Source organism: Levilactobacillus andaensis (genome assembly GCF_016861695.1).
GTDB classification, from domain to species: Bacteria; Bacillota; Bacilli; order Lactobacillales; family Lactobacillaceae; genus Levilactobacillus; species Levilactobacillus andaensis.
The window spans coordinates 103,749-127,922 of the sequence record NZ_BOLP01000003.1 but is presented as its reverse complement, the minus strand read 5'-3'; the positions used below and the strand labels follow the sequence as shown (position 1 = coordinate 127,922).

The following is a 24,174-nucleotide window of genomic DNA, read 5'->3' as shown; positions in this document are numbered from 1 at the left end:
GTCATTAGAGTATTTTCGCGATTTATAAAGTTTACGGCCAAATTAAGTTGACAGATAGTCTTTGACACGGTATATTATTGGTGAATTGATATTATACGTCATATAGCATAGCGGGGAGGCAAGGAAAATGGCCATTCAGGTTCCAACGGAGTTGTTGGACGGCAGTGTCTTGGGGTTACTCACCAAGGGCGACCATTACGGATATACGTTGACACAGGCGGTACGGCAGGTGATTCCCATTTCAGAATCGACCCTCTATCCGGTGTTGCGGCGGCTAAAGAAAAATGGCTGGCTAGAAACTTACGATGAACCGTTTCAGGGACGTAACCGACGCTATTACCGGTTGACGGACAGTGGTCGTGAGCGACTCGCCGAGATTCAAAGCGAGTGGGCTGACTTTAATCAAGCAATTACCAAGTTATTGGGAGGGAACGTAGATGAATGATTACATTCAGGCCGTGAAAAAGCTACTGGGGCAGCTCACAACGGCCGAACAGCAAGACGTCATCGAGTACTATCAGGAGTATTTGATGGACGCCGGCATTGAAACGTACGAACAGGCCGTCGACGAACTGGGGACGCCGCGGTCATTAGCAAGAAAGGTGTTGGCCGACTATTCGATTCGTTCGAGTAGCCAGGAGAGTCAGTCCATCAAGTCACGGTCGGACATTCAGGCAACTAAGAATAATGTGAAGACGGTATGGTTGATTATTTTGGCCCTGCTGTCGACGCCGGTGACGATTCCGATTTTAATCGTTATCGGCGCGCTATTTGTCGCGTTTGCGGCCGTTATTTTTAGTTTAGTCGTGGCCGCCTTTGCCGTTTTCCTGAGTATCATTGCTGTCGGCATCGTTGGCGTCGTGGTCGGGGTGACCACCTTTTTCCAAGCACCCTGGACCGGAGTTTTCTATTTGGGAATGGGCTTAGCAGCGTTGGGGGCCAGCTGGATTGGCTGGTTAATCGTGAAATGGTTCGGGAGTAAGGTCATATGGGCGTTGTCGTGGGCGGCGAAGAAAATTTATAACCGCTTTATTCCACGGAGTCGCGCAGAACGGGGGCGGAAACTATGAAGCGGAGCACGAAAGTTTCAATTGTATTAGTTATCTTAGGGTTAATTTTAATGGGGGTCGGTTGGTGGAATCACGGGAACAAGAGCGTGCTGTGGTCCAATAACCCGCGGGGATTTCGGGTGATTCGCAAGGCCCAGCAGAGCTATCAACCGGGGGCTTACCAACGCATCGTGGTTGACGCCAAGGCGCCCGTTACCATCAAGGCCGGCAATAGTAATCGCGTGACCGTGAGTTATTTAGACAATGTCAAAGGCCATCCGACCGCGACCGTGTCGAAGGGAACCCTCACGATTAAGGGGGGCAATTCCACTGCCCACTTAAGCCAGACGGGTTTTTCCATGGGCGATGGTGGCGATACCAATGGTGGCGTGCTGGTGACCGTGCCGCGGGACAAGCAGCTCGCCGATGTGACGGTAAAAAAGGGGAGTCAGGCGATTTCGTTGCGTAATCTGCAGGCCAAAAGCATGACGATTGCCGCTAGCAAGGATATTAGCCTGATGGACGTCCGCGTCGACAAGCAGCTAACGGTCAACTCCAGTAACGGTGACGTCTGGGCAAGTGATGTTAAAGCGCAGCAGCTCAGCGTTGTCGCTGAAAATGGGGATGTTGGGGTCAGCAACAGTCGCTTGACCGCCAACACTAATCGAATGGTCTCGGAGAATGGGGACGTTCGCGTCTCTGAAACGAAGTTAGGCGGCGGTCGTGTCAGCTCGTCTAATGGGGATGTTCATTTGCAGAATAATCGGTTGACCAAGACGTTGACGGCCTACACAGATGATGGGGACATTACAGCCCACATCGCGAAGTCAGCCGGGGCCAAGGTTATCGGTAAGGATGCGGACATGGACGACATTAAAGTCATGGGGAAGGCGCGTCACAGCGGCTATTGGTTACATCAGAACGCCCAGGCGCAGTATAAATTAACGACCACTGACGGCGATATTACTGTCAGTACAGACTAGGTTTTAGGGGAGCTGTCCGTTGTGGGCAACTCTTTTTTACTGGTTTCGGTGACGAAACGTGGTAGAATGTAGGAACTGCTTAAAACCGGACTAAACATCAAATTTAATGAGATCAAGGAGATTTTATCGTGTCTGACTCATCTTACTGGCAAAATATTGCGGACCACGCGCAGGCCGAAAACCGGCCATTCTTTAGCTTGGCACCCATGGAAGCCGTCACCAACGCTATCTTTCGGCGAGTCGTGGCCCGGGCTGCGGCACCCGATGTCTTTTTCACCGAATTTACGAACGCTATCAGTGTGACCCATCCCAAGGCTAAATTCACCGTTCAGGGTCGGCTCTACGTCGCGCCTGAAGAGGCCCACATGCCAGTCGCCCAACTCTGGGGCAATGAGGGTGACGCCTTTGCGCGAGCCGCAGTGGTCGTCAAGGACCTCGGCTATGAAGCCATCGACTTGAACATGGGTTGCCCGGATTCCACGGTTATCAAGAACCACGGTGGGAGCGACCTGATCCGCAACTTTGATAGCGCCGCTGAAGTCATTGCCGGTGCCAAGACGGCCGGGTTACCGGTGAGCGTCAAGACGCGGCTAGGCTACAGTCGTTTGGACGAATGGCGCGACTGGTTGACGTTCCTCTTTCAACAAGATATTCCTTTGTTGACGATTCATTTACGAACGAAAAAGGAAATGAGCCGGGTACCCGCCCATTTTGAGCTGATCGATGACATCGTCAAGCTACGGGATGAAATTGCGCCGAACACGTTGTTACAACTAAACGGGGACATCGAGAACTACCAACAAGGTGTGCAACTGGCCAAGGACCATCCGGGCGTCGATGGCATCATGATCGGTCGCGGCATCTTCACCAGTCCCTTTGCCTTTGAAAAGGAACCGCAGGAACACGACATCAAGGAGTTGCTGGGGTTATTGAACTACCAGCTTGACCTGTACGACGATTTCGAAAAGCGGTTCGATACGTCACGGTTCCCTTCACTAAAGCGGTTCTTCAAAATCTACATCCGCAACCAGCGCAACGCTGCCAGTCTCCGCAATGCTTTGATGGAGACGCATACGACGGATGAAGTTCGCAAGTTGTTGGTGGAATCGGAATTTACGGATTAGAGCTAAAGGAAAATACAACGCACTGTTGCGGCCTGAGTTATAGGCGGTGGCGGTGCGCTTTTTTATATTTAATTTTATTATTAATAATTGTGGGAATATTTAGGATTTAATAATTGGTCAAACGAGAAAAGGGTAGAACCACTCTGCGTTAGCTTTCGTGGTGTTATGGCGAATAACTACTAGAAGAGAATGACGGATTTCGAAGCATATTAGTGGTAAACCTAATCTAAGCCGGAGGAGGTCAGGGATGGAGCCAGCCATGAAAATGGCGTTGGTCGGGGTTCCTTCCCGACTTACGGCATGGGACGTCCGGGAGACGTGTGGTCTTCACGGCTTTTGGGCGAGCCGGAAGCCCGTTTTTTGGCTGGAGGCGTTCCCCACAGCAGGCGGAATCCCTGACAGCCGTAGCGCGACCAGTTCGCACAATCTGATTATTAGTATTTCAATGAGCAAATGCGCTGGGACCGCCTAAGGAAAGTGGTATCTTAGAGGGAACAGGAAAGGTGGGAACGTCATGGGGCAAGTGACGCTAACAGAAAAGATTGAAGGAAACGTGGCCCGGTCGGTCAATCCAGAAGGACTGCGACAGATGTTGCAATCACAAATCGAGGTTGTGCGCCAAAAGGGCCAGTATACCGGTGCCAAGCGCGCCTTAATTCTGGGTGGCTCCGCCAGTTATGGCTTGGCCAGTCGTGTCACTGCCGCGTTTGGTCAAGGCGCTGCGACCGTTTCCGTAGGCTATGCGCGGCCACCCAAGGATGACTTCTTAGGTGCCGCGGGTTGGTGGAATCAGGTTTTCTTCAAGGAGGCCGCCGAAGCCGCGGGGCTGGTTGCCAAGAACTTTAATGCCAACGCCTTTTTGCCCGCCACGAAGCGTGATGTTATCCACTACATTCAATCCGAGCTAGATGGGCCAATCGACCTACTCGTGTATTCAATTGCAGCACCGAAACGGGTGAATCCGTTTGACTCGGATGAGGTTTGGCGCTCCGTCATCAAACCCATTGGCAAGCCCGTCACCGATTTTACGGTCGACCTAGAACGCAATCAGCTACTCGCAACGACGATTGAGGCGGCCACGCCAAGCGAAATTTCAGCTACCGAACACGTTATGGGCGGCGAGGACTGGGAGTTGTGGGTGCAATCGTTGCAGGCCGCTGGGGTGTTAGCGCCGACCTGCAAAACGATTCTCTTTTCCTATGAAGGTCCCGCGGTCACGGCCCCCATTTATCATGATGGGACCTTGGGCCGGGCAAAACGGGCGGCGGAGGCCAGTGCCCGGCAGCTTCACAAGCAACTCTTGCCCAGTGGTGGGGAAGCGCTGATCAGCGTGAACCGCTCTGTGACGACCAAAGCGTCCGTGGTCATTCCGGGATTTTCGCGCTATTGTACGGCGTTGTACCAAGTCGAACAGGCGCTGGGGACCCACGAGCGGCCCATCGACCAGCAAGACCGGTTGTTCCGCGACATGGTTTATGGGAGCCGGCGTGAGGTCGATACGCTTGGTCGGTTACGCCCAGATGCTACTGAATTGTCGCCAGCCGTTCAGGAGCAGGTCGCCACACTCTTGCCGCAGATCACGCCGGTCAATTTCACGACAGATCTCCCAGGGTATCAACAATTTCGTCGTGAATTCCGTCAGTTAAGTGGGTTTGCCGTTCCGGGTGTGACCAACGAATTTGATGAAAAAAAGTTTGCTGACTTGGCATTCTAGTGGGAGTCCAGTGAGTGGTGCAATGGCATCGTTTACACCCGCCACGATTTTTCACAAGGCCAAGATTATTTGATGTGAATTGCTAGGGGATTTCTGGAAAATAGTCTATAATACTTACCAGTTTACTTTTGGCCGGTGCCGCCAATGTGTGCCGGCTATTTTGTATCGAGGAGAAATTTAACTTATGATCCCATCAATTCAGATTATTTATGCCAGTCATACTGGACGTAACCAAGCCATCGCTGGCCACTTACAGGCCCAGTTGGCAGCTCACGCACAAACGGTCATTACGGAGATTTCACAGGCTGATGCCTTTGACCTGCCCAATACCGATGCCGTGATTATTGCGTGCTACACCTATCATGACGGTGAATTGCCCGATGAAGCGCAAGATTTCTTTGCCGACCTGAAGGATGTTGACCTGAAACGGACCAAGTTTGCCGTATTGGGGTCCAGCTCCAAACAACACCTGCACTTTGGTCGCGCTGTCGATTATTTAACCATGCAGTTAAATTCCAGTAACGGTGAACAGGTCGCCGATTCGGTCAAAATTGACCAGAATCCGGACGATGACGATTACCAACGCATCGACCAATTGGCGCAACGGGTATTAAAAAGTTTCGGAATTTAATAATGAGGTGACCACGACATGTATTTACGGAAAGCAAAAATCGAAGAATTAGACTTAGTTTGTGACATCATTGAAGACGGCAAGCAGCAACTTGCCGATGCCGGTATCGATCAATGGCAAAATGAGTATCCCAACCGCAACGTCATCAAGGGTGACATTGAAGACGGCCGGGCAGTCATTTATAACAGTGACGACCACGAAACGTTAGGTGTGGCCGCTATCATCGAATCACCGGACCACGCGTACGACACCATGGACGGTGAATGGCTCTCGACCAGCGACAAGTACGTCACGGTTCACCGGGTCGCCATCTTCTCCCATCATCAGGGCAAGGGCTACGCGTCCCAACTCTTCCGCGACCTATTCGATTACATCGCAGAAAACCATCCCGATGCCGATAGCATTCGCATCGACACCCACCGGGACAATAAGAAGATGCAACACCTGATCGAGAAATTCGGTTTCCAAAAGGTCGGCGATTTAGTGGGTGTCTACCACCCAACTGACGTTTGTTTTGTATATGAAAAGTTAGTCTAAAAAAGTTAACCAATGACCGTTGCCGGCGTAGCGCTGGTGGCGGCCTTTTTGCTGCTTAGATCAATTTGAATAAAACGGGGAACTGCTGCATAATTAAGAACAAGTTTAGCTATTTATGTGGATGGTCTTGCGCCTTACCGGTCGGAAAATATGGGCTGGAACGGTGCGAACACAACTTGAAGCCTCGAAAATCACGAGTCTTCAAGCTTGGTTTTCTGCTAAGCCGGTGGAAAAACACCACCAACTAAGCAGAACGACGCGCCTGAGCCCATATTTACCGACCTCTCGGCTTACATAGTGGATTACCGATCAATAGTTAATATGTCAATGCTATCGTTGGTTTAAGTAGAGTAAATTTTGTGGTTATTGTAAAGGGTCAATCGCAGCAGTCGGATTTTCTGACAGCTACGGCGTGGAGAGATTCACTCTATTTTAGGCTGTTCGGCTGCAAATTAGTTAAGCAGCAAAATTGGTCATGGGGGTCGTTTCAGCAAAAAAAGATTGCGTTACGGTCGAGAACCAGATAAACTGGTTCTCATAAAGTTTTAATTTATGGTCTGTACGATTTGAAGCAATTTTAGTCAGCCATTGTTTATCGATATTTCAAAAATATATTCAATAGAATAGAAAGAAGGAATTAGATTGCAAAGAAAACTAAGCGCTCGCCAGATGCAAATGATTGCGTTGGGCGGAACGATCGGCGTTGGATTATTTATGGGGTCTGGTTCCACAATCAAGTGGACGGGACCTTCCGTCCTCATCGCGTACATCATTTCTGGTGTTTTTCTGTACTTAATTATGCGGGCCCTCGGGGAGATGCTTTACGTACATCCCACGACCGGGTCATTTGCAACCTTTGCTTCCGAATACATGCATCCCGTTTTCGGCTACTTAACGGCCTGGAGTAATATCTTCCAGTTCATCGTGGTTGGGATGAGTGAAATGATTGCGTTGGGTGGGTACTTCCGTTTCTGGTGGCCCAACCTGCCGGACTGGATCCCGGGGTTAGTCGCCATCACCTTCTTGTGTGTGGCCAACCTGATCTCGGTTAAAATGTTCGGGGAACTCGAATTCTGGTTTGCCCTGATCAAAGTGGTCACAATCGTCTTAATGATTATCGCGGGGTTAGGCGTGATTCTCTTTGGTTTTGGGAACCACGGTCACGCGGTCGGCATCAGCAATCTTTGGACGCATGGCGGGTTCTTTACCGGTGGGGCCAAAGGGTTCATTTACGCGCTGGCCATTGTGCTCGCGTCGTATCAGGGGATTGAGTTGATCGGGGTCACGGCCGGTGAAGCCGAGAACCCGCAACACACACTGGTCACGGCCATTCGTTCGACGGTTGCTCGGATTTTGATTTTCTACGTCGGCGCCATCTTCGTGATCGTTTCCATCTACCCGTGGGACCAACTCAACCAGATCGGCTCACCGTTCGTGCAGACGTTTGCTAAGATTGGGATTACTGCCGCGGCTTCCATCATTAACTTCGTGGTCATCACGGCCGCCTTGTCCGGATCGAATTCCGGGATCTACAGCGCGAGTCGAATGGCTTACACCTTAGCCGAAAAGAGTCAGTTGCCGAAAAAGGTGACGCTACTCAACCGGCATGGGGTTCCGTTCTACTCGGTCATCGCGATTTCCATCGGGATCGGGATTGGGGTCGTCTTGAACGTCGTTTTGCCGATGTACTTCAAGGACGCCAGTCAAATCTTCGTCATGGTCTACAGCTCCAGCGTGTTGCCAGGGATGGTGCCATGGTTCGTGATTTTGATCAGTGAAATTGAGTTCCGTAAGCAAAATCCACAGCACATGGCGAACCATCCATTCAAGATGCCATTTGCACCGTGGTCCAACTACATTACGCTGGTCTTTCTAGCCATCACGTTGATCTTCATGTTCTTGAATCCCGAAACGCGCATCTCCATTTTAGTTGGGGTCGTCTTCCTGATTATCATGACGCTCATTTACTTCAGAAAATATCACGCCCGTGAAACGGCAGAAAAATAAGGTATTGGTCCTGCACAACTGATTTTGTCAGGGACTAATCGCCAACAAGGGGCCCCGTGGAAAATATCCGCGGGGCTTTTTGTCGGGGCTTAGATTGATCAAACTTGGTCGCACTCCGGCTGGCAGGGATTCCGCCTGCTGTGGGGACGCTCCAGCCTGGAGTACGGGCTTCCGACTCGATTTGAAGCCACAGAAATCGCGTGTCTTCAAAGTCGCCCGTGCTGTAAGCTGGCTGAAAAATGCCAGCTAACACCACTTTCACGGCTGGCTACATCCCTGCCCTCCTCCGACTTGGGTTGGTTTTGGACTGTAAAATTTGCTACAGTTCAAGAGAACTATGAACGCCGATCTTATTCGTTCCGGTCGGATATTGGATATTCGGAATGAGTCAGCAACTTTTCTAGCGGTAAAAAGAGGGCTAAATGACGAGGTCGTTCTTGAATGCGGAGGTCAGGGCCACGTCTGTTCCCAGCGATTTATGTTGAATTGAGGATTCCGGGTTTGTAGCGTATATTTGACTAGTCATGTTGTATAATGTAGGTCACACGAAGCTAGGTTCTCTAGTAACGCTGCGTGTTTTGCGTGAGTATTTGGCAAAGCATCATCGTAGCCGAAGGAGGCCAGGGATGCAGCCGGCCGTGGTAATCTTGTTAGCTGGCCGCTGGCTAGCTAACAAGATGGGCGACTTTGGAGACACGTGGTCTTCGTGGCTTCAAAGCGAGCGAGAAGCCCGCTCCACAGGCTGAAGCGTCTCCACAGCAGGCGGAATCCCTGGCAGCCGCAGTGCGGCAATTACCTGTGCACCTAGCTAAGCATTGAACAAAACAAAAAAGAAACGGAGGGCGAATCCATGAGTCGTCCAGGAAATTACGGAAAATCAAGCCGTTTAAAACAGCTACGTCAGCTCAAACGGCGGAAGCAACAACAGGCCAGCCGCACCATTGACTGGGACCAAGTCGAGGACTTTTTACTCGGTCGTTACCATTTGGTCCAGGGCAGTAAGTTTCCGCCGCTAGTCGACGCCACGGTCCAGCGCTTTTTTAGCGAGTGGCTGCAAACGGCATTGGCGCAGGGCCAACAACGGGTTCAGTGGGACGTGGCTGCCATCACAGCGACGACCCTCAAACGCATCGGTAATCAGGTCCCCTGGCAATTCTATGGCGTGTTGCTCGGTCAAATTATGAATTGGCAACGGTTATTATTGCGCGAAGGTCCGGTCGTCCCATTATCGGTTCCGCGGCAAATCGTGAAGCCCCTGACAGCAACGGCTTACGCGGGTTTAGTGGCCGATCAACTGGCCGTAAACTTACTAACGACCATGGCGACACCCGTCACGCCCACACAGCGTGAACAATTGACCGCCAGCTTCTTTGTGGGGGGACAGGTCCAGTGGTCGGCAGTTGGTTCGTTGTTTTCACCGCTTGGTTTTAAGATTTCAGCAAGCGCTGATGACGCGACACATCAATGGTTAAATGAGTTGTTAGGCTTAAAGGTGGGGGACTTTCACCACTAAAGGTCTAGGTACGAAAGACTGGCGAAAAGCTGGTCTTTTTAATTTATAGCGGTTATCATCTTTATTGAATCAAGCGTATGGACACTGAAAGGTTAATTCGGTCAGATAGTCGGCGAACAACGTGGCCGGCACGGAACAATTTAGGGCGTCAGCTAGCGGGGGGCTTAGCCATTACCGAGGCGCCTCGTTTACTCTAATACTGGTAATCATGATATTAGTATGAAGGAGTGAGTAAAATGACTCGTAAATTGAAGGTTTCACTGTTCAGCGCCCTAGCCGTTTTGGGCCTAGGCACTGGTTTGTTGGCCGCCGCACCAGTTTACGCGGCAACCACTGATACGAGTAGCAGTAGTTCTTCGACAACGACCACCACAAGTAGCAGCGATTCGACGAGTAGCAGTTCGGCTGTAACGACGCAAAGTACCACCACGTCAGCCGAATTTGACACGAGTCCTAACGCCACGATTTCTCTGGATACGGCGCCAAACATCAGCTTTGGCAAGAATGTCACTCCTAACGGTAAGACCAACGGCAGTTACTTTGCGGTATCGGCCGACAATCCTGTTGAAGTTTCCAACCCCGGCTTAGGCAGTGGTTGGAACGTTCAGTTAAAGAACACGCCGTTTACGGATGCAGCGGGTGACACGTTAGGCGGTGCCCAATTGACGCTGGGGACACCAGAAGTGGCCGCAGCGAACACGGGGAACCCGTCCACCGCACCAGTGGCAACCAACTCACCTTTAAATGGGACCGGGACGACGCAAATCGTTTTGGCGGCTCCAACTAAGGGTGGTTTGGGGATTTGGGATTCCGAGTATAGCTTGGCCAACGTCAACTTAACGGTTCCTGCTGGGCAAGTCAGCGGTATCTACAGTTCAACGCTGACGTGGCAGTTAAGCGACACGCCACAGTAATTTTGGAAAGTTGCCGTGCTGATGCTAAATGGGTTTCCTAAAAGCGACGACTAGGCCGCCAGCAAGCAAGCAGCACAAGTCATTTTGACGGTGTCATGTCCGTGGCACCGGTTTTTCTGGCGGTTGATGGGGGGATGACAACGATGAAACGAGGATGGCAACTTTTACTCGCATTGAGTCTAGCCTTAGTCGGATTGATATGGCAAATGCCAACGGCCTATGCGGATAGCGTGGGCTACACGGTGAGAGCCGAGCTCCCAAGTAACCAAGATGACAAGCAGGTGAACTATTTTGCCTTGCGGGTCAAACCGGGGCAAACGCAGGAGTTGGCAATCGTCATCACCAATACGAGCGATCGGCAACAGAAGTACGTGGTCAGCATCAATCAAGCCGTGACAAACGATAACGGGGTGATTGATTACAGTCAGGTCAAGCCTAAGTTGGACCCTTCGTTAAAAGTGGGGACGCGAGACATCTTCACTAAGGGGGCCGACCAAAAGGTGACGGTGGCGGCTAATGCCCAGAAAAAGGTGACGTTTACCTACACCATGCCTGCGAAGAAGCTACCGGGAATTATTTTAGGTGGGGTGTACGTGGAACAGGTCCCAGCCGCCGCGAAACATACGACGGCGAAGATCACGATTCAAAACGCGTTCGCTTATGCCATTGGCTTACGACTTCGCGAGAGCGCGCAGACGGTCTTACCCGACCTGCGCCTGCACGAGGTCAAGGCCACGCAGATCAACCGGCGGAATTACGTCACGGCTAATCTGCAAAACCCGCAGCCTGGCATTATGCAAAAACTCACGGTCAATGCCCGTGTGACGAAGTTTGGTTCGGTCAAGACCCTGATTCGGCAGCAACAAAGCGGGATGGGGATGGCGCCGAACAGTAACTTTAACTTTGGCATTCCGTGGGGCAGCCAGAACCTTCCCGCCGGCCAATACACGCTCTATCTAACGGCCAAGGCGGGTGCCCAGACCTGGCAGTTTACCCGTAACTTCACGATTGCAGACCAGACCGTTAAGCGATTGAACAAGACGGTCTTGGCGCCAGCTAAACGGCCAAATTACTGGCTGTACGCGGCGTTAGGACTCCTGATTGCCATTCTGCTTGCCGTCATCGGTTACCTGCTCTACCGCAACCGGCACCGCGACGATGATGATGTTGACGAGTAGTGTGATTGTACGTGTTCTCCGTCTGCGGCTGACAGGTTCTCCGCCCCTGTGAGGCAGACCTGAAGCCTGGGGAGCGGTCTTCAGGGCGCCTTTGAGCCTCCTAGACCGAGTCTCAAAGACGGCCAGCGTTCTAAGACCGGGTGGGGCTTTCCGGTCTAAGATCGCTTTCACTGGGCTCCGAATCTGTCAGCCTCCGACTCCGGCAACGTTGTGGATGATCGGTCGTGCTGATTATAGTTGTCGCGCTATTGAGCTATGGTTATATTTTCCGGTGACTGTAGCCGGTAGCAGGCAAGTCGACTGTGGTCGGAGCACGCAACCTATACAACTTAGCACCTGGTTCGTCAGTTAGTTTAGTCATAATTTTCCAGAGGTCTCCACCAGTCGTGTACGATTCATTTCGCCCGCACGACTGGTGGCCCTCACCCGCGGCTGCTTTCGTAAGTGAATAGGGGGGATTTCCCATGTTCAGACGGTGGTTGGACGCTGGCTTGATTCTGCTGGCCCTGGCCTGTTGGGGTGGTCCGGTCACGGCGCGTGCGGATAGCGATTATCCGCATGCTTTGGCGACCGCGCCGCAGGGGATTCTACTCAACAAGCCCAACGCCATCTTAACGGTGGCAACGGCTAGTAAGAGCTCTGCTACCGTCGTGAATACGACGAATCCGGAAGCACCCGGAACGCAAGCCGCGGTGGTAACAAACAGCGCAGATCAGTTTGGGTCAACTTGGTCGACGGATGACAATAACTTTGATTTAACCCACAACGAGACCCTATCGCTGTGGCTCTACTTTGGCGATCAGGGGACCGCTGCAACCGCTGGCATGGCTTTCGTGCTGCAAAACGATCCCCGGGGCGTGCGCGCGATGCCTGACTGGGGGAGTGCTGGCATCAACGCTGAAACGCTAGGTGTTTGGGGTGTGGCGGCCGACACCACGGTCAGTTCGGCAAGTGGCCTTGCCGCAACAGCGATTCAAAATAGCTGGGCACTGGAGTTTGACACAAAGGTCAACGACAAGTCCCCGAGCCTGACCACTGACCTGAATGCTGGTCGCACCACCGCACACATTGCTTCGGCCTATCCCGGGTTGGCAACGAGTTATCTGCCGCTGACAGCGACCACCAAGGATGCCGACAATGCACCAACCGTTTACCGCTTGCGTCACGTGGGCGTGATCAGCGACCCGACACAGCCAAATTTTTTGGCTAACGGGTCGTGGCATCATTTGACGTTAACCTGGGACGCCACGGCGCAGACCATGACGTACGCGTTTAACGACAAAAACCCCGTGACCGCAGCCCCCGAACCGGGCGTGCGCCGGACGGTAACAATCGACCTGAATCAGATCGACCCGAACCATACCGGTCGCGCACGGTGGGGGGTCACCGGCACCACGGGCAGCCACGATGGCAGTAACCTGGTCATCCTAGAAAATGCGCCCGGACTAGTGGTGGCAAAGACCTCAGCGCAGTTGACCGATCTAACGCAGGACAAGATCGTTGACCACGACGATGAGGTCGCCAGCCACGACAAGGTTCAATTGACGTATCACCTGGATTATCAGGCCGGTCGGCAAGCCTGGTCAGACATTGTCGGGCATTTGCGGTTGCCAACGGGCATTGCGTATGATGGCCAAGCAACGGTTACCACTGCCAACGGGCAAACCGCCACGTTCGCGCTAGCAACGGCGCGTGACGGTCAGCTCGTGATGGCGGTCAAGTCAGCACTGTCGCGCCAGAATCCGTCCACCACGGTTCAAGTGACGGGGCGTGTTCTGCCCGTCAGTGCCCGCCAAGTAGTGACCGGCGCCACCAGTATCTTTGCGTCATCAGCGTTTGTTGGCACGGCAACGACACCGACCTTTAGCGTCACACCCGTCGTTGATCTCAATTTGGCAGTGACCAGTGCTGATCCACTGGCGCTGCCGGACTTACAGAAGACGACGGTGACGGGAAAGATCGGCGGCTTCACCAGTGCCAACGTGCCACCAGCATTGCGCGTCACAGCCAAGCTGAATGGCGTTGCCCTGCCCAGGGTAACGCCGCAAAGTAACGGCACGTTTGCTCTTCCTTTGGCTGCCAGCCAGCTACAGCCCGGGGCGAATGTGTTGAAACTGACTGCAGTTACAGCTAACGGTGACGCGTCAAAAACGGTGACCGTGCCCATCACGGTTGCTGGCGAGCTGAAATTTGACACGGTTTCCAGCGAGGAAGGGTTCCGGGCCAGTACCTTGACCGGTAACAGCCAGTTAGTCGGTCGGACCGGCGATTGGCGGCTGGTTGTTCAGGATACGCGCGGAACGGGGGCTCGTTGGACGCTAAACGCACAAGCCACCGCATTGACCACTAGTGACGGGCAACAGCTGGCCGGGCAACCGGTCTACGTGACCAGCCACGGGTCGCTTCCGATTGGGACGACCCCGACGCCGGTCCTAACGCACGTTACGGACGATAGTGAAGATGCGGGCCGCTTCGATGTGGCCGGTAGTTGGACGCCCAAGACCGGGATCTTACTCGCGGTCAAAGACGGATCAGCGGTAGGCAGGTATTCGGGAACGATTATCTGGACGCTGAGTGACGCGCCGAGTTAGGGCGAGTGAGTTTCGCAGTTAAATCAACCGTTGTGTCGTCCGGTAATCCGGCGGCCAACACACAAGCTGGATGCTAATAAGTGCCCAGTCTACCGCGGGTGAACGCCCACAGCGGACTGGACACTTGTTTTGTTTTGAAAGAGATGACAATTGGTTAGAAAAGAGTATGGGGGAGAAACAATGGGAGCAAAACGATGGTTACGTTTGGCGTTGGTAGTGATGATGGCTGGTTTGAGCTGGCACGGCTGGGAAGTGGGGCACGCCAATGATGATTTAAATACGGCTTTGGCGACAACACCCCACGGCATCGTGCTGGACAAGACGAATCCGTTTGTGACAACGGATACCACGACCAAGAGCGCATCCACTGTGGTGGATAGCACTAATCCGAACGCTCCCGGGACGCAGGTTGCCGTATTGACGAGCGGGCCGGATCAATTTGGCTCGATGTGGGCGACGCGACAGGGACTCTTAGACTTAAAGCATGACCAGACCATTTCGATGTGGTTGTACTTAGGAAACAGTGACGCCTCAGCCGGGGAAGGGATGGCCTTTGTCCTGCAAAATGATGCGCGCGGGCTAGACGCCATGCCGCTACAACGAAAAGGTCCCATTGCGGGGGAAACACTAGGGGTATGGGGCGTTGATGAAGATCCGCATCAGTCTGATCCCAAAAAAATTGCATATACGGCAATTCAAAATAGCTGGGCGCTGGAATTTGATACACAATGGAACGGGGAGGCGACTAACTCGTCTTCGGGGAAAGCCAACTCGTTTGACGCCAGCTATCCCGTGATGCATATTGCATCGAATTATCCGGGGAAGGAACACACTTATCAACTAAACGAGATCGACCATGGCTTTTTTCACAATCTTTTTGGTGCTCGGCACACGTACTACTACAATATGTGGCACAAAAACGTCTTGAATAACGTCAACGACCCCAACTTCCTGTCGAACGGCCAGTGGCACCATTTGACGGTAAATTATCAAAAAGGCGGCACGTTGATTTACAGATTTGATGACCGGAATCCGCAGACCCATGCGCGCCAACAGGGGATGGGCCGGACCGTTGCGCTTGATTTGCGGCACCTCGACCCCCAGAACACGGGGCGGATTCGTTGGGGACTAACTTCGGCCACGAGTGACCAGTACGAAAACCATTTGGTCGTGTTGGAGAATACACCGGGGATGGTCGATGTCGATGCGGCCACGACCATGACCGACTTGGAGCGACAACGCGTCGTGAATTCAGGGGGACAGATCAAGAGTAAGAGTCGCGTTAAGCTGGACTACCAATTAACTTACCGTAACGGACAGCAAGCGTGGGCCGACATCATGGCGCATTTGAAGGTGCCTAAGGAGATCGACGTGAAAGAAATTGAAATCGCCTATAGCAAAGGGAAAAAGCAGCGCGTGTCGCTGACGGACTTCGAGGATAACGAGCTGTCGGTGCGCCTCCAAAGCGCGTTGAGCAAGCAGGAGCCGACGGCCGTCATTAGTGTGGTCGGCCAGGCCAAGGAAGTGACCGCGACCACGACAGTTGACGCGTTCACCAGTAAATTCACGTCTTCGACCCAGGTTAGCGCTGCGGATACGCCGAACTTTATTATTAACCCGAATGCCCGGATGAGCATGGAAGTCACCAGTGAAAATCCAGTAGCGTTGCCGACTCGTCAGGATATTGTGGTCGAAGGAACGGCCCGCTTGAAAGGCGTGGATGCGGCGTCTGCCTCAAAAATTTGGATAGAGTCACAATTAAATAATAACGAGCTCAAACGAGTGGCGGTCAAAAAAGATGGCACCTTTCAGCTACCCATTGCCGGTAAGCAAATTCGGCGTGGTGCGAATCAAGTGACCTTAACTGCAGCGACCGAAAATGGGGACAAATCTGAGTCGGTATGCGTTCCGATTACGTTGGCTGGGACGTTAAAGTTTAGTACCATTTCGTTGCGGAGTACGTTTAAGGACGCCACGCTGACTGGGTCGACGCAAAATGTCCAACGAGAAACGGACTGGCAATTGAGTGTCCAAGATGAACGGGGAACCGACGAACCCTGGACGTTGACGGCACAAGCGGAATCCTTTAAAACGGCGGCCGGACAGAAGTTAGCCGGTCAGCCGGTCTACGTGGATACCTACCGGACGATTCCGATTGGGACCGAAGCCACGCCGATTTTGACTCGAAAGACAGATGCCAGTGTTCCCGATGGCGTCTACGACGTGACCAAGAGTTGGACGCCGGAAACGGGGCTCTTGTTGGCGGTCAGCGGCGGGGCAACGGCTGGCGAGTACCAGGGCGTCATCACCTGGGGCCTCACCAACGCGCCGGGCTACGCGGTGGACGATGACTAATTTCTTTTGTGGCTGACGAGGTGTGGTCGCACTGCGGCTGCCAGGGACTACGCCTGCTGTGGGGACGCTTCAGCCTGTGGGGCGGGCTTCTCGCTCGATTTGAAGCCATGGAAAACACATGTCTTCAAAGTCGCCCGTGATGTAAGCCGGCTTAAGAAACGCCAGCTAACATCACCTCCACGGCTGGCTCCGTCCCTGGCCTCCTCCGGCTCGGATGGATGATACCACAGTAAAATTGGTCTTGAGTTCAGCCGGTTGTCCGGGACTGTTGGTGAGCTATGATAACGATATAGTCAGGTGATAGGTCACGGGCGAAACGAGCAGTTGACGGAACGTTGTCTCAGTCGCCATTGTTTTTGGTATGGCCGACATCGTCGATTCACCATGGCATCAGTACGCCGCGTCATGATACACTACCAGATAGAATAGAAATGAAAAAAGTTGACCTCATCTGCAATCAGACGAGATCAACTTTTTCATTTAGAGTAAACCTATTGTTTTCATTTAACGGTCGGTTGCCATAGAGCACAACCCTAGCCGGAGGAAGCCAGGACGAAGCCAGCTGTGTCGACGATGTTAGCCGGGGTCCTTTCCCGGGTTACATCGTGGGACGACCTTGGAGACACGCGGTTCTGGCGTGGCTTCAAGTCGAGGTGGAAGACTTGCAAAGGCTGGAACCGACCCCATAGCAGGCGCAGTCCTGGAAGCCGCAGGCGGCCACTTTACCACTATCCATCTCTAGGTTCGAAATCTTACTTCAACAAACGCGTAATCAATTTTTCGTAAATCGTGATGAAACGGTGGTACATGTCGAGGTCGACGTACTCGTTGACCTGGTGCGCCGTGATGTTGCCGGGCCCGAAGACGATGACGTCGATGTCGGGGTTGAATGCCAGGAACGAAGAAGCGTCGGTGCCACCGGGAACACCAATCAAAGGCAAGGCTTGTTGCAGTTCGGCTTGGCCGATTTCCTTAGCGGCCTTAACTAATGGCGCGTCGTCCATGGTGTGCATGGGACGGAGGTCACTGAGAATGTCCAACGTTAAGTCGGCACCGTCAGCGTTCAAATCAGCGATGATCTGCTTGATAGCGGCCGTGATGTCGGCGTTTGGCAGTTCGGGGATGGTCCGAATCTTGACGGAGAGGTCGGCACTGGCAGGCACCGTGTTGATCTGCTCGCCACCCTTGACCATGGTAACGACGGGCGTCACTGGTCCGAGGACGGGGTTGCGGTAGTCCTTAATGGAAGCGAAGTAGTCCTCTTCCTTTTGGTAGAAGCGCATCAGCGGGGTGATGGCGTTCTTGCCGATTTCTGGCATGGAACTGTGCGCAGCGACCCCCTTGGAGTGGACCGTGTATGTCAGGGAGCCCTTGTGCGCCAGCTCGATGAAATGTTGTTCGTTGGTTTGGTTGGCGTCGAAGAGCTTCTTGGCTCCCACTTCGTCGCTTTGGAGCATGTATTGAATCTTCTTTTGCAGCAATAATTGCTTGTGGACCCCACTTGGTTCGCCGACAATCAGCGTGTCGAGGTCCTTGGCATAGCCCTTTTCACCCAGTTGTTGGGCGCCGTATTGGCCGTATTCCTCACCAACGGTGGCCATGAAGCGCAAGGTACCGTGTAAAGGCACGTTTTGGTCCTTCAAATGGATCATCGCGAGTGCGCCAGCCATCAAGCCGGACTTCATGTCGGACGTTCCCCGGCCAATCATATTACCGTCCACAATAGCTGCGGAGAGGGCGTCGGCCTTCCATTTAGTCGCGTCACCTAAGGCTACAATATCGGCGTGGCCGTCAAAACCAACGACGGGACCGTTGCCATCGCCAATTTCGGCGACCAGGCTGACCCGGTTGGGGGCATATTCCACGGCGGTGCTGTCGATACCGTGTTGCTTAAAGAGGTCGGCCAGATAGTCGGCGACCAATTTTTCGTTTCCATTAACTGTATTTAATTTGACAATGTCGCTAAGTGCTTGTACCACTTCGTCCATGTTAAGACCCACCTTAATTTTAAATGTAAACTCTGATACTGTGACTAGTTAAGTAAAGTAATCGTTTGTTATCAACTTGATTACAGCACTTTTTGCGGAGCCGGTCAAGAATCCTGGCGCGTTTCATTGGTTCTCGTTTTGAATTTGGTATTGCAGGGAGACTAAATCGGAAGCGCCCTTGCTGGTGAAATTCTCATCGCGGTTCATTTGCCACAACTGACCGTTAATTTTGAGCTGATTTTTTTGAATGTATTCAGCAAGGATTTTCAGCGCGATACAGATATTTTTAGTGTCGTTGGTTGTCGTGATGGCGACGTATTTGCCGGCTGGTTTCTCGATTCGGGGGAAGTCACCGGTGTCTGTTTGGGCCGTGACGGCCTTGAGGATGCAAAATGAAGCTGTGGGGTAGCCGTTGGCATCGCTATTAGGCAACCGCGTGAGAAAGCCGGAATCCTGCTGATTGACCAGTTTGAGCTTCCCTAACCGCTCGTAGAAATCGGCGTAAATTTCGGCAATTTCGGCTTCGGTACAGGCCACGGACTGCTTGGATTGGCAGAACAAAGCGGCATCCATTTGCGCCATGACCGGTTGATTACGAACATTATTTTCGGTGGCGATGGGTTGATTGAAGCGGGTGTTCAGGGTCGTCTTAAGCAGGCTCAAATTGTCCATCTGCTGGTTGATCTGCGTGAGAATGTGCTGGAGATTTTTATCGAGCGAATTAGGATTGGTCGAGGTATTGAGGGCCTTGATTTCACTGATCGACAGGCCGAGACGGCGCAGTTCAAGGATGAACGTGGCGGGGTATAATTGGTCGTAATCGTAGTAACGATAGCCGTTGGCCGCAACCTTTTTAGGCTTGAATAGGTCCTTTTGATCGTAAAAAATCAGTGTCCGCCGTGTCGTTCCGGCAAGTTCCGCAAATTTTTGAATAGTGAGCATTTTTTCGATCCTTCCTGCTTGACTGTGACGTTACGTTATACTCTATACTGGGTTTATTGATTAAGCAAACAAAAAGAATGGAGCGATTAACTAATGAGAGCAGTTGTCATTGATGAACCAGGGGACGTTAACGTCATGAAGATCGTCGACCGGCCAATTCAAAAGGCGACGGACCACCAGTCCGTGATGCGCATCCACGCGTTTGGCGTGCACCGCTACGAAGTCTTGACCCGTGCCGGTGGGTCGCCATCGGTTAAATTTCCCCGGGTGATCGGCGTTGAGGCCGTCGGTGAAATTGCCGAAGCCTCCGCCCAGAGTAAGCTGAAGGTCGGCCAAAAGGTCGTGACCATGATGGACGGCTTCGGTCGTGAAGTGGACGGTAGCTACCAGGAATACGCGCTGGTCGATGACAGCAATCTGTTCCCAGTAGACTTTAACGGCGACTGGGTCACATTGGCCGAGTATCCAGAAAACTTCTACACGGCGATTGGCGCCATCAAGTCGTTGCACCGTAAGGCGGGCCAAACGTTATTGGTCCGTGGCGGGACAACGGCGGTCGGCCTGTCAGCCGTCAAGTTGGCCAAGGTGATGGGCCTCAAGGTCACGGCAACCACGCGGCGCAAAGAAATGTTGCCAGAGCTGATTGCCAACGGCGCCGATGATGCCATCCTGGATACGGATAATAAATTGGTGACGGACAAAAACTATGACGGCATCATTGACATGGTCGGTACGGTCACGTTAGCCGATTCGATTGCCCACCTGAATCAGGGCGGCGGTGTATCTTTGATCGGGTTACTAGCCGGCGAGTGGGTTGCCAAAGAGTTCAACCCCTTCACGCTGGGCGGCAAGTTCTTGACGATGTTTGACTCCACCAACGTTCAACAGGACTTGGTCGATGAGATGTTTAACCTGATTTCGGAAAACCATTTGGAAATTCCAATCGCCAAGGTGTTCAAGCTTGACCAGATCAAGGAAGCTCATACTTACGTGATGGCCAGCCGGGCGCTGGGTCAGGTGATCGTGGACAACGACTAGCTTTTACACTTGTCGAGAGCTGGTCGCACTGCGGCTGCCAGGGACTGCGCCTGCTGTGGGGACGCTTCAGCCTATGGGGCGGGCTTCTCGCTCGCTTTGAAGACTCGAAGAACACGAGTCTTCAAAGTCGCCCGTGATGTAAGCCGGCTTAAGAACCGCCAGCTAACATCACCTCCATGGCTGGCTCCGTCCCTGGCCTCCTCCGGCTTAGATAGTTGGGGACCAGCATAACTGTTGAAATCTGCCCAAAGTGCAGGCGCTGTCCAATCGCAGCGTCGGTGTTTACAGTTGATCTGAGTATGATTACTAGTAATGAAAAAACGTCTCCCGCTATCAGCCGAAAAAGGCTGTGAAGGGAGGCGTTTTGAATTGGCATTGATTTTTGGCAATGTTGTCGAAATTCAGTGGGAGTGATTGCTGGCATAACAGGGTACCAACTTTGACTAAGAGTAATCAGGACAGTAACGCACCAAACCCACATTAAATATCGTCGATCACGTCGATGACCTGATACCGGGCTACTTTTCCCAGAGCCAGTAGGAAATCGTTCAGCACGTGGCGGTCGTGAAACGCCCCCTCCAGCATGTAGTCGTAGCTACCAGTCGTGCGGTAGTGATGGCGGAAATCGTTGTGGTGGCTCTTGATCAATTTCAGATAAGCCGCGTGTTGGCGGTCCTGAACGGCAACCTGGATGAAGACCTGTCGGGGCAGATCAACCTTGTCGAGGTCGACTTCAATGGTGTATTTTGTAATAACGCCGGTATCCTCGAGCCGCTGAATCCGGGCGGCGACGGCCGGCGCGGACAGGTGGACGAGGTCGGCCAAGTGACTAGTTTTGATGCGACTATCGCGATTAAGCTCCTTGATAATGGCAATATCAGTTTCGTCTGGCACAGTAAACACCTTATTTTCTAAGTTTTTAGGACGGAAACTCTTTCTTTTTAATATTAACAGCCGGCGGGGAAACGTGTAAAGTGGAATACTGTTGCATCAGAAAATTCGTAAGGCTTCTGCCTAGGTAATTGGTGGAAGATTAGTATAATTGAAGACAGTCATGTGAAATGTGAAGTTGGATGCCTGGCGTTTTGATTTTTGGCGAGTCATCCTGAAAATAAACCAGCGTTATTTGAAAGTCAGCAGTGGGAGGTCACGAATGATAGAATTTAGAAACGTCAGCAAGCGTTACGCCGGCAACCAGGCGATTGACAACCTCAATCTGACCATACCGACGGGAGATTTCTTTGTGTTGGTCGGCCCCAGTGGGAGTGGGAAAACGACGACGCTAAAGATGCTGAACCGCTTGATTGCGCCAACCAAGGGTGACATTTACTTTGAGGATAAGCGCCTGATCGATTATGATTTAACACAATTACGACTCCAAATGGGTTATGTGCTGCAAAACATTGCGCTCTTTCCCAATTTAAACATTCAAGAAAACATCGCCATTCAGGCGGAATCGCTCGGCTGGCCGCGTAAGCAACGGATTGAACGGGCACGAGCGTTACTGAAACAGGTCGATTTGGATCCGGACCAGTACGCCACGCGGATGCCCAATGAGCTGTCCGGTGGGGAACAACAACGGGTCGGCATCATCCGCGCGCTCGCCATCAAACCCAAGGTGGTCTTGATGGACGAGCCGTTTAGCGCGTTGGACCCGATTTCCCGTAAACAGCTACAGGACCTGGTGTTACAGCTGCATAAGGAACTCCAGATGACCTTCGTGTTCGTCACGCATGACATGCACGAGGCGCTACGGCTGGGCCAACACATCGCCGTGATGCGGTTGGGTCAGCTCCAACAAGTGGGGACGGGTGAGGACATCATGCAGCACCCGGCCAATGATTTTGTGCGCGGCTTTTTTGAAAATGAACACGCCCCGCGTCCCGACACCGTCCAGTCACTCTTAAATGAGGGCTACGGTGAAACGACGACCGCACCGGCAACGTTAACGGCGACGGCCACCATCAACGAACTGGCGGCGGCATTAAAGGGGAGCACGCCGGTCGTGGTGGGCACGGGCGCGACCGCCCGAATGCTCAGTACGCCGGATCTCCTCGACTATTTGGCAAGTAAGGAGGCGAACTAGTTGGCACAGATCATTCATATTCTCCAAACGCAGGGCGGCGACATCGTCAATTCCATCGGGCAACACATTGGATTGTCCCTGATTTCGTTGCTGATTGCGGCCGTCATCGCTATCCCGTTAGCAATTTTACTGATGAATCATGAGCGTTGGGCAAAAGTCATGCTCCAAATCACCAGTATTCTTCAAACCATTCCGAGTCTGGCACTGTTGGGAATCCTGATTCCCATCGTTGGTATTGGGACGATTCCCTCAATCATTGCGTTAGTCATCTATGCGGTGATGCCGATCTTTCAAAACACCTATTCTGGGCTGACCACCATCGACCCCAATTTAGAGGAAGCGGCGACCGCGTTTGGGCTGTCGCGGCGGATGAAACTTTTCCGAGTCGAGTTGCCATTAGCCTTGCCGATGATCATCTCCGGTATTCGCATCGCGATGGTCCTGATCATTGGGACCGCTACCTTGGCCGCCCTGATTGGGGCCGGGGGCTTGGGGACCTACATCCTGCTGGGGATTGAGACCAACAACAATGCGCTCCTGATCATTGGGGCCGTGTTGTCGGCCGTCCTCGCGCTAGTCTTTGGTGCGGCCATCGACTGGCTGGGCAAGTTGTCCTTTAAAAAGGCCGGCATCGTCCTGTTGACGCTGGTGGTGTTGATCGGTGGCTTTGCCGGTTATCGTAAACTGGCGAGTCCCCAGGCGACCATTACGATTGCTGGGAAAATGGGCAGCGAGCCCGAAATTTTAATCAATATGTATAAGGACTTGATCGAGCACGACCATCCAAATACCAAGGTGACGACCAAGGCAAACTTTGGGGGAACCTCGTTTCTGTTCAAGGCCCTGCAGTCGGGGTCGATCGACATCTATCCTGAATTTACGGGGACCGTCTTAGAGTCCTTGGTCACGGGCGAAAAGTCGGCGAGTCACGATCCGGCGAAGACGTATCAAGTGGCTAAACAGGCCCTCAAGGCGCAACATCAGCTGGCCTACCTGAAGCCGATGAAATATCAAAATGGGTATGATTTGGCGGTCACCAAGCAATTTGCTAAGAAGTATCATTTAAAGACCGTTTCCGATTTGGTCGCGATTGAGGGCAAGGTCCACGCTGGTTTCGACCCCGACTTTTACCAGTTGAAGGATGGTTATCCTGGGTTGAGCAAGGCGTATGGCCTGAAGTTTGCCAGCGCCAAGACCATGGAGCCATCGATTCGCTACAAGGCCATCGCCAACGGTAAGGTCAATCTGGTCGACGGTTACACGACCGATCCCGAAATTCAGGAGTACCATTTGGTCGTTTTGAAGGACGATAAGAATTTCTTCCCACCATATCAGGGGGCACCGTTGATGACCGAAAAGCTGTTGACGGAACATCCCGAACTGCGGACGACGCTGAACAAGCTCGCTGGCAAAATCTCCATGACCGATATGCAGAAGATGAACTATAAAGTCACCGTCAAACACGAAAAGGCGGCGACCGTGGCGCGTGATTATTTGAGAAGTCATGGCCTGTTAGACTAGAGA

General features: G+C 52.6%; 19 protein-coding genes. 16 read left to right on the top strand and 3 right to left on the bottom strand.

Features of this window, described 5'->3' with window-relative positions; genetic code table 11:
* The first annotated feature begins 127 nt into the window (after positions 1–127).
* From JUF10_RS01370 to JUF10_RS01310, 13 genes are all read left to right on the top strand, one after another.
* On the top strand, positions 128–445 hold the full coding sequence (locus tag JUF10_RS01370) for a PadR family transcriptional regulator (protein WP_203640457.1): 318 nt from the start codon (positions 128–130) through the stop codon (positions 443–445).
* Positions 438–1,070, top strand: coding sequence for a DUF1700 domain-containing protein (locus JUF10_RS01365; RefSeq protein WP_203640456.1), 633 nt, complete (start codon positions 438–440; stop codon positions 1,068–1,070). The genes JUF10_RS01370 and JUF10_RS01365 overlap by 8 nt, the downstream gene beginning before the upstream one ends.
* Positions 1,067–2,032, top strand: a complete 966-nt coding sequence (locus tag JUF10_RS01360) for a DUF4097 family beta strand repeat-containing protein (protein WP_203640455.1) — start codon at positions 1,067–1,069, stop codon at positions 2,030–2,032. Before JUF10_RS01365 ends, JUF10_RS01360 begins: the two co-directional genes overlap by 4 nt.
* 128 nt (positions 2,033–2,160) lie before the next feature.
* Complete coding sequence (locus tag JUF10_RS01355; protein ID WP_203640454.1) at positions 2,161–3,156, top strand: tRNA dihydrouridine synthase; 996 nt, start codon at positions 2,161–2,163, stop codon at positions 3,154–3,156.
* 514 nt (positions 3,157–3,670) lie between these two features.
* Complete coding sequence (gene fabV / locus JUF10_RS01350; RefSeq protein WP_203640453.1) at positions 3,671–4,870, top strand: enoyl-[acyl-carrier-protein] reductase FabV; 1,200 nt, start codon at positions 3,671–3,673, stop codon at positions 4,868–4,870.
* 184 nt (positions 4,871–5,054) lie between these two features.
* The gene (locus tag JUF10_RS01345; protein ID WP_203640452.1) at positions 5,055–5,501 is read left to right on the top strand and encodes a flavodoxin domain-containing protein; all 447 of its coding nucleotides are present in this window, start codon (positions 5,055–5,057) and stop codon (positions 5,499–5,501) included.
* An 18-nt stretch (positions 5,502–5,519) separates the two neighbouring features.
* Positions 5,520–6,038: a GNAT family N-acetyltransferase gene (locus tag JUF10_RS01340; RefSeq protein ID WP_203640451.1), complete on the top strand. Its 519-nt coding sequence runs from the start codon at positions 5,520–5,522 to the stop codon at positions 6,036–6,038.
* A gap of 642 nt (positions 6,039–6,680) precedes the next feature.
* Positions 6,681–8,045: an amino acid permease gene (locus tag JUF10_RS01335; RefSeq protein ID WP_203640450.1), complete on the top strand. Its 1,365-nt coding sequence runs from the start codon at positions 6,681–6,683 to the stop codon at positions 8,043–8,045.
* An 850-nt stretch (positions 8,046–8,895) separates the two neighbouring features.
* On the top strand, positions 8,896–9,558 hold the full coding sequence (locus tag JUF10_RS01330) for a hypothetical protein (protein WP_203640449.1): 663 nt from the start codon (positions 8,896–8,898) through the stop codon (positions 9,556–9,558).
* 236 nt (positions 9,559–9,794) lie between these two features.
* Complete coding sequence (locus tag JUF10_RS01325; protein ID WP_203640448.1) at positions 9,795–10,472, top strand: WxL domain-containing protein; 678 nt, start codon at positions 9,795–9,797, stop codon at positions 10,470–10,472.
* Positions 10,473–10,615: 143 nt separating this feature from the next.
* Positions 10,616–11,650, top strand: coding sequence for a WxLIP family cell surface protein (locus tag JUF10_RS01320; RefSeq protein WP_236008125.1), 1,035 nt, complete (start codon positions 10,616–10,618; stop codon positions 11,648–11,650).
* A gap of 464 nt (positions 11,651–12,114) precedes the next feature.
* Complete coding sequence (locus tag JUF10_RS01315) at positions 12,115–14,241, top strand: WxL domain-containing protein (protein ID WP_203640447.1); 2,127 nt, start codon at positions 12,115–12,117, stop codon at positions 14,239–14,241.
* A 180-nt stretch (positions 14,242–14,421) separates the two neighbouring features.
* The gene (locus JUF10_RS01310) at positions 14,422–16,596 is read left to right on the top strand and encodes a WxL domain-containing protein (protein WP_203640446.1); all 2,175 of its coding nucleotides are present in this window, start codon (positions 14,422–14,424) and stop codon (positions 16,594–16,596) included.
* 752 nt (positions 16,597–17,348) lie between these two features.
* Here JUF10_RS01310 and JUF10_RS01305 read toward each other — a convergent pair.
* Both JUF10_RS01305 and JUF10_RS01300 read right to left on the bottom strand, forming a co-directional pair.
* A complete protein-coding gene (locus JUF10_RS01305; RefSeq protein ID WP_203640445.1) occupies positions 17,349–18,584 on the bottom strand; it encodes an ArgE/DapE family deacylase in 1,236 nt (411 codons plus the stop codon).
* A 123-nt stretch (positions 18,585–18,707) separates the two neighbouring features.
* A complete protein-coding gene (locus JUF10_RS01300; protein ID WP_203640444.1) occupies positions 18,708–19,526 on the bottom strand; it encodes a MerR family transcriptional regulator in 819 nt (272 codons plus the stop codon).
* Between the two features lie 93 nt (positions 19,527–19,619).
* On the opposite strand from JUF10_RS01300, the gene JUF10_RS01295 reads away from it, so the two are divergent.
* On the top strand, positions 19,620–20,564 hold the full coding sequence (locus JUF10_RS01295) for a zinc-binding dehydrogenase (RefSeq protein WP_203640443.1): 945 nt from the start codon (positions 19,620–19,622) through the stop codon (positions 20,562–20,564).
* Positions 20,565–21,044: 480 nt separating this feature from the next.
* On the opposite strand, the gene JUF10_RS01290 is transcribed toward JUF10_RS01295, so the two are convergent.
* Positions 21,045–21,458, bottom strand: a complete 414-nt coding sequence (locus JUF10_RS01290) for an Lrp/AsnC family transcriptional regulator (RefSeq protein WP_203640442.1) — start codon at positions 21,456–21,458, stop codon at positions 21,045–21,047.
* 259 nt (positions 21,459–21,717) lie between these two features.
* On the opposite strand from JUF10_RS01290, the gene JUF10_RS01285 reads away from it, so the two are divergent.
* Together JUF10_RS01285 and JUF10_RS01280 are read left to right on the top strand one after the other, a co-directional pair.
* Positions 21,718–22,650: an ABC transporter ATP-binding protein gene (locus tag JUF10_RS01285; protein WP_203640441.1), complete on the top strand. Its 933-nt coding sequence runs from the start codon at positions 21,718–21,720 to the stop codon at positions 22,648–22,650.
* Positions 22,651–24,171, top strand: a complete 1,521-nt coding sequence (locus JUF10_RS01280) for an ABC transporter permease/substrate-binding protein (RefSeq protein ID WP_203640440.1) — start codon at positions 22,651–22,653, stop codon at positions 24,169–24,171. It abuts the gene before it with no gap.
* Positions 24,172–24,174 lie beyond the last annotated feature (3 nt).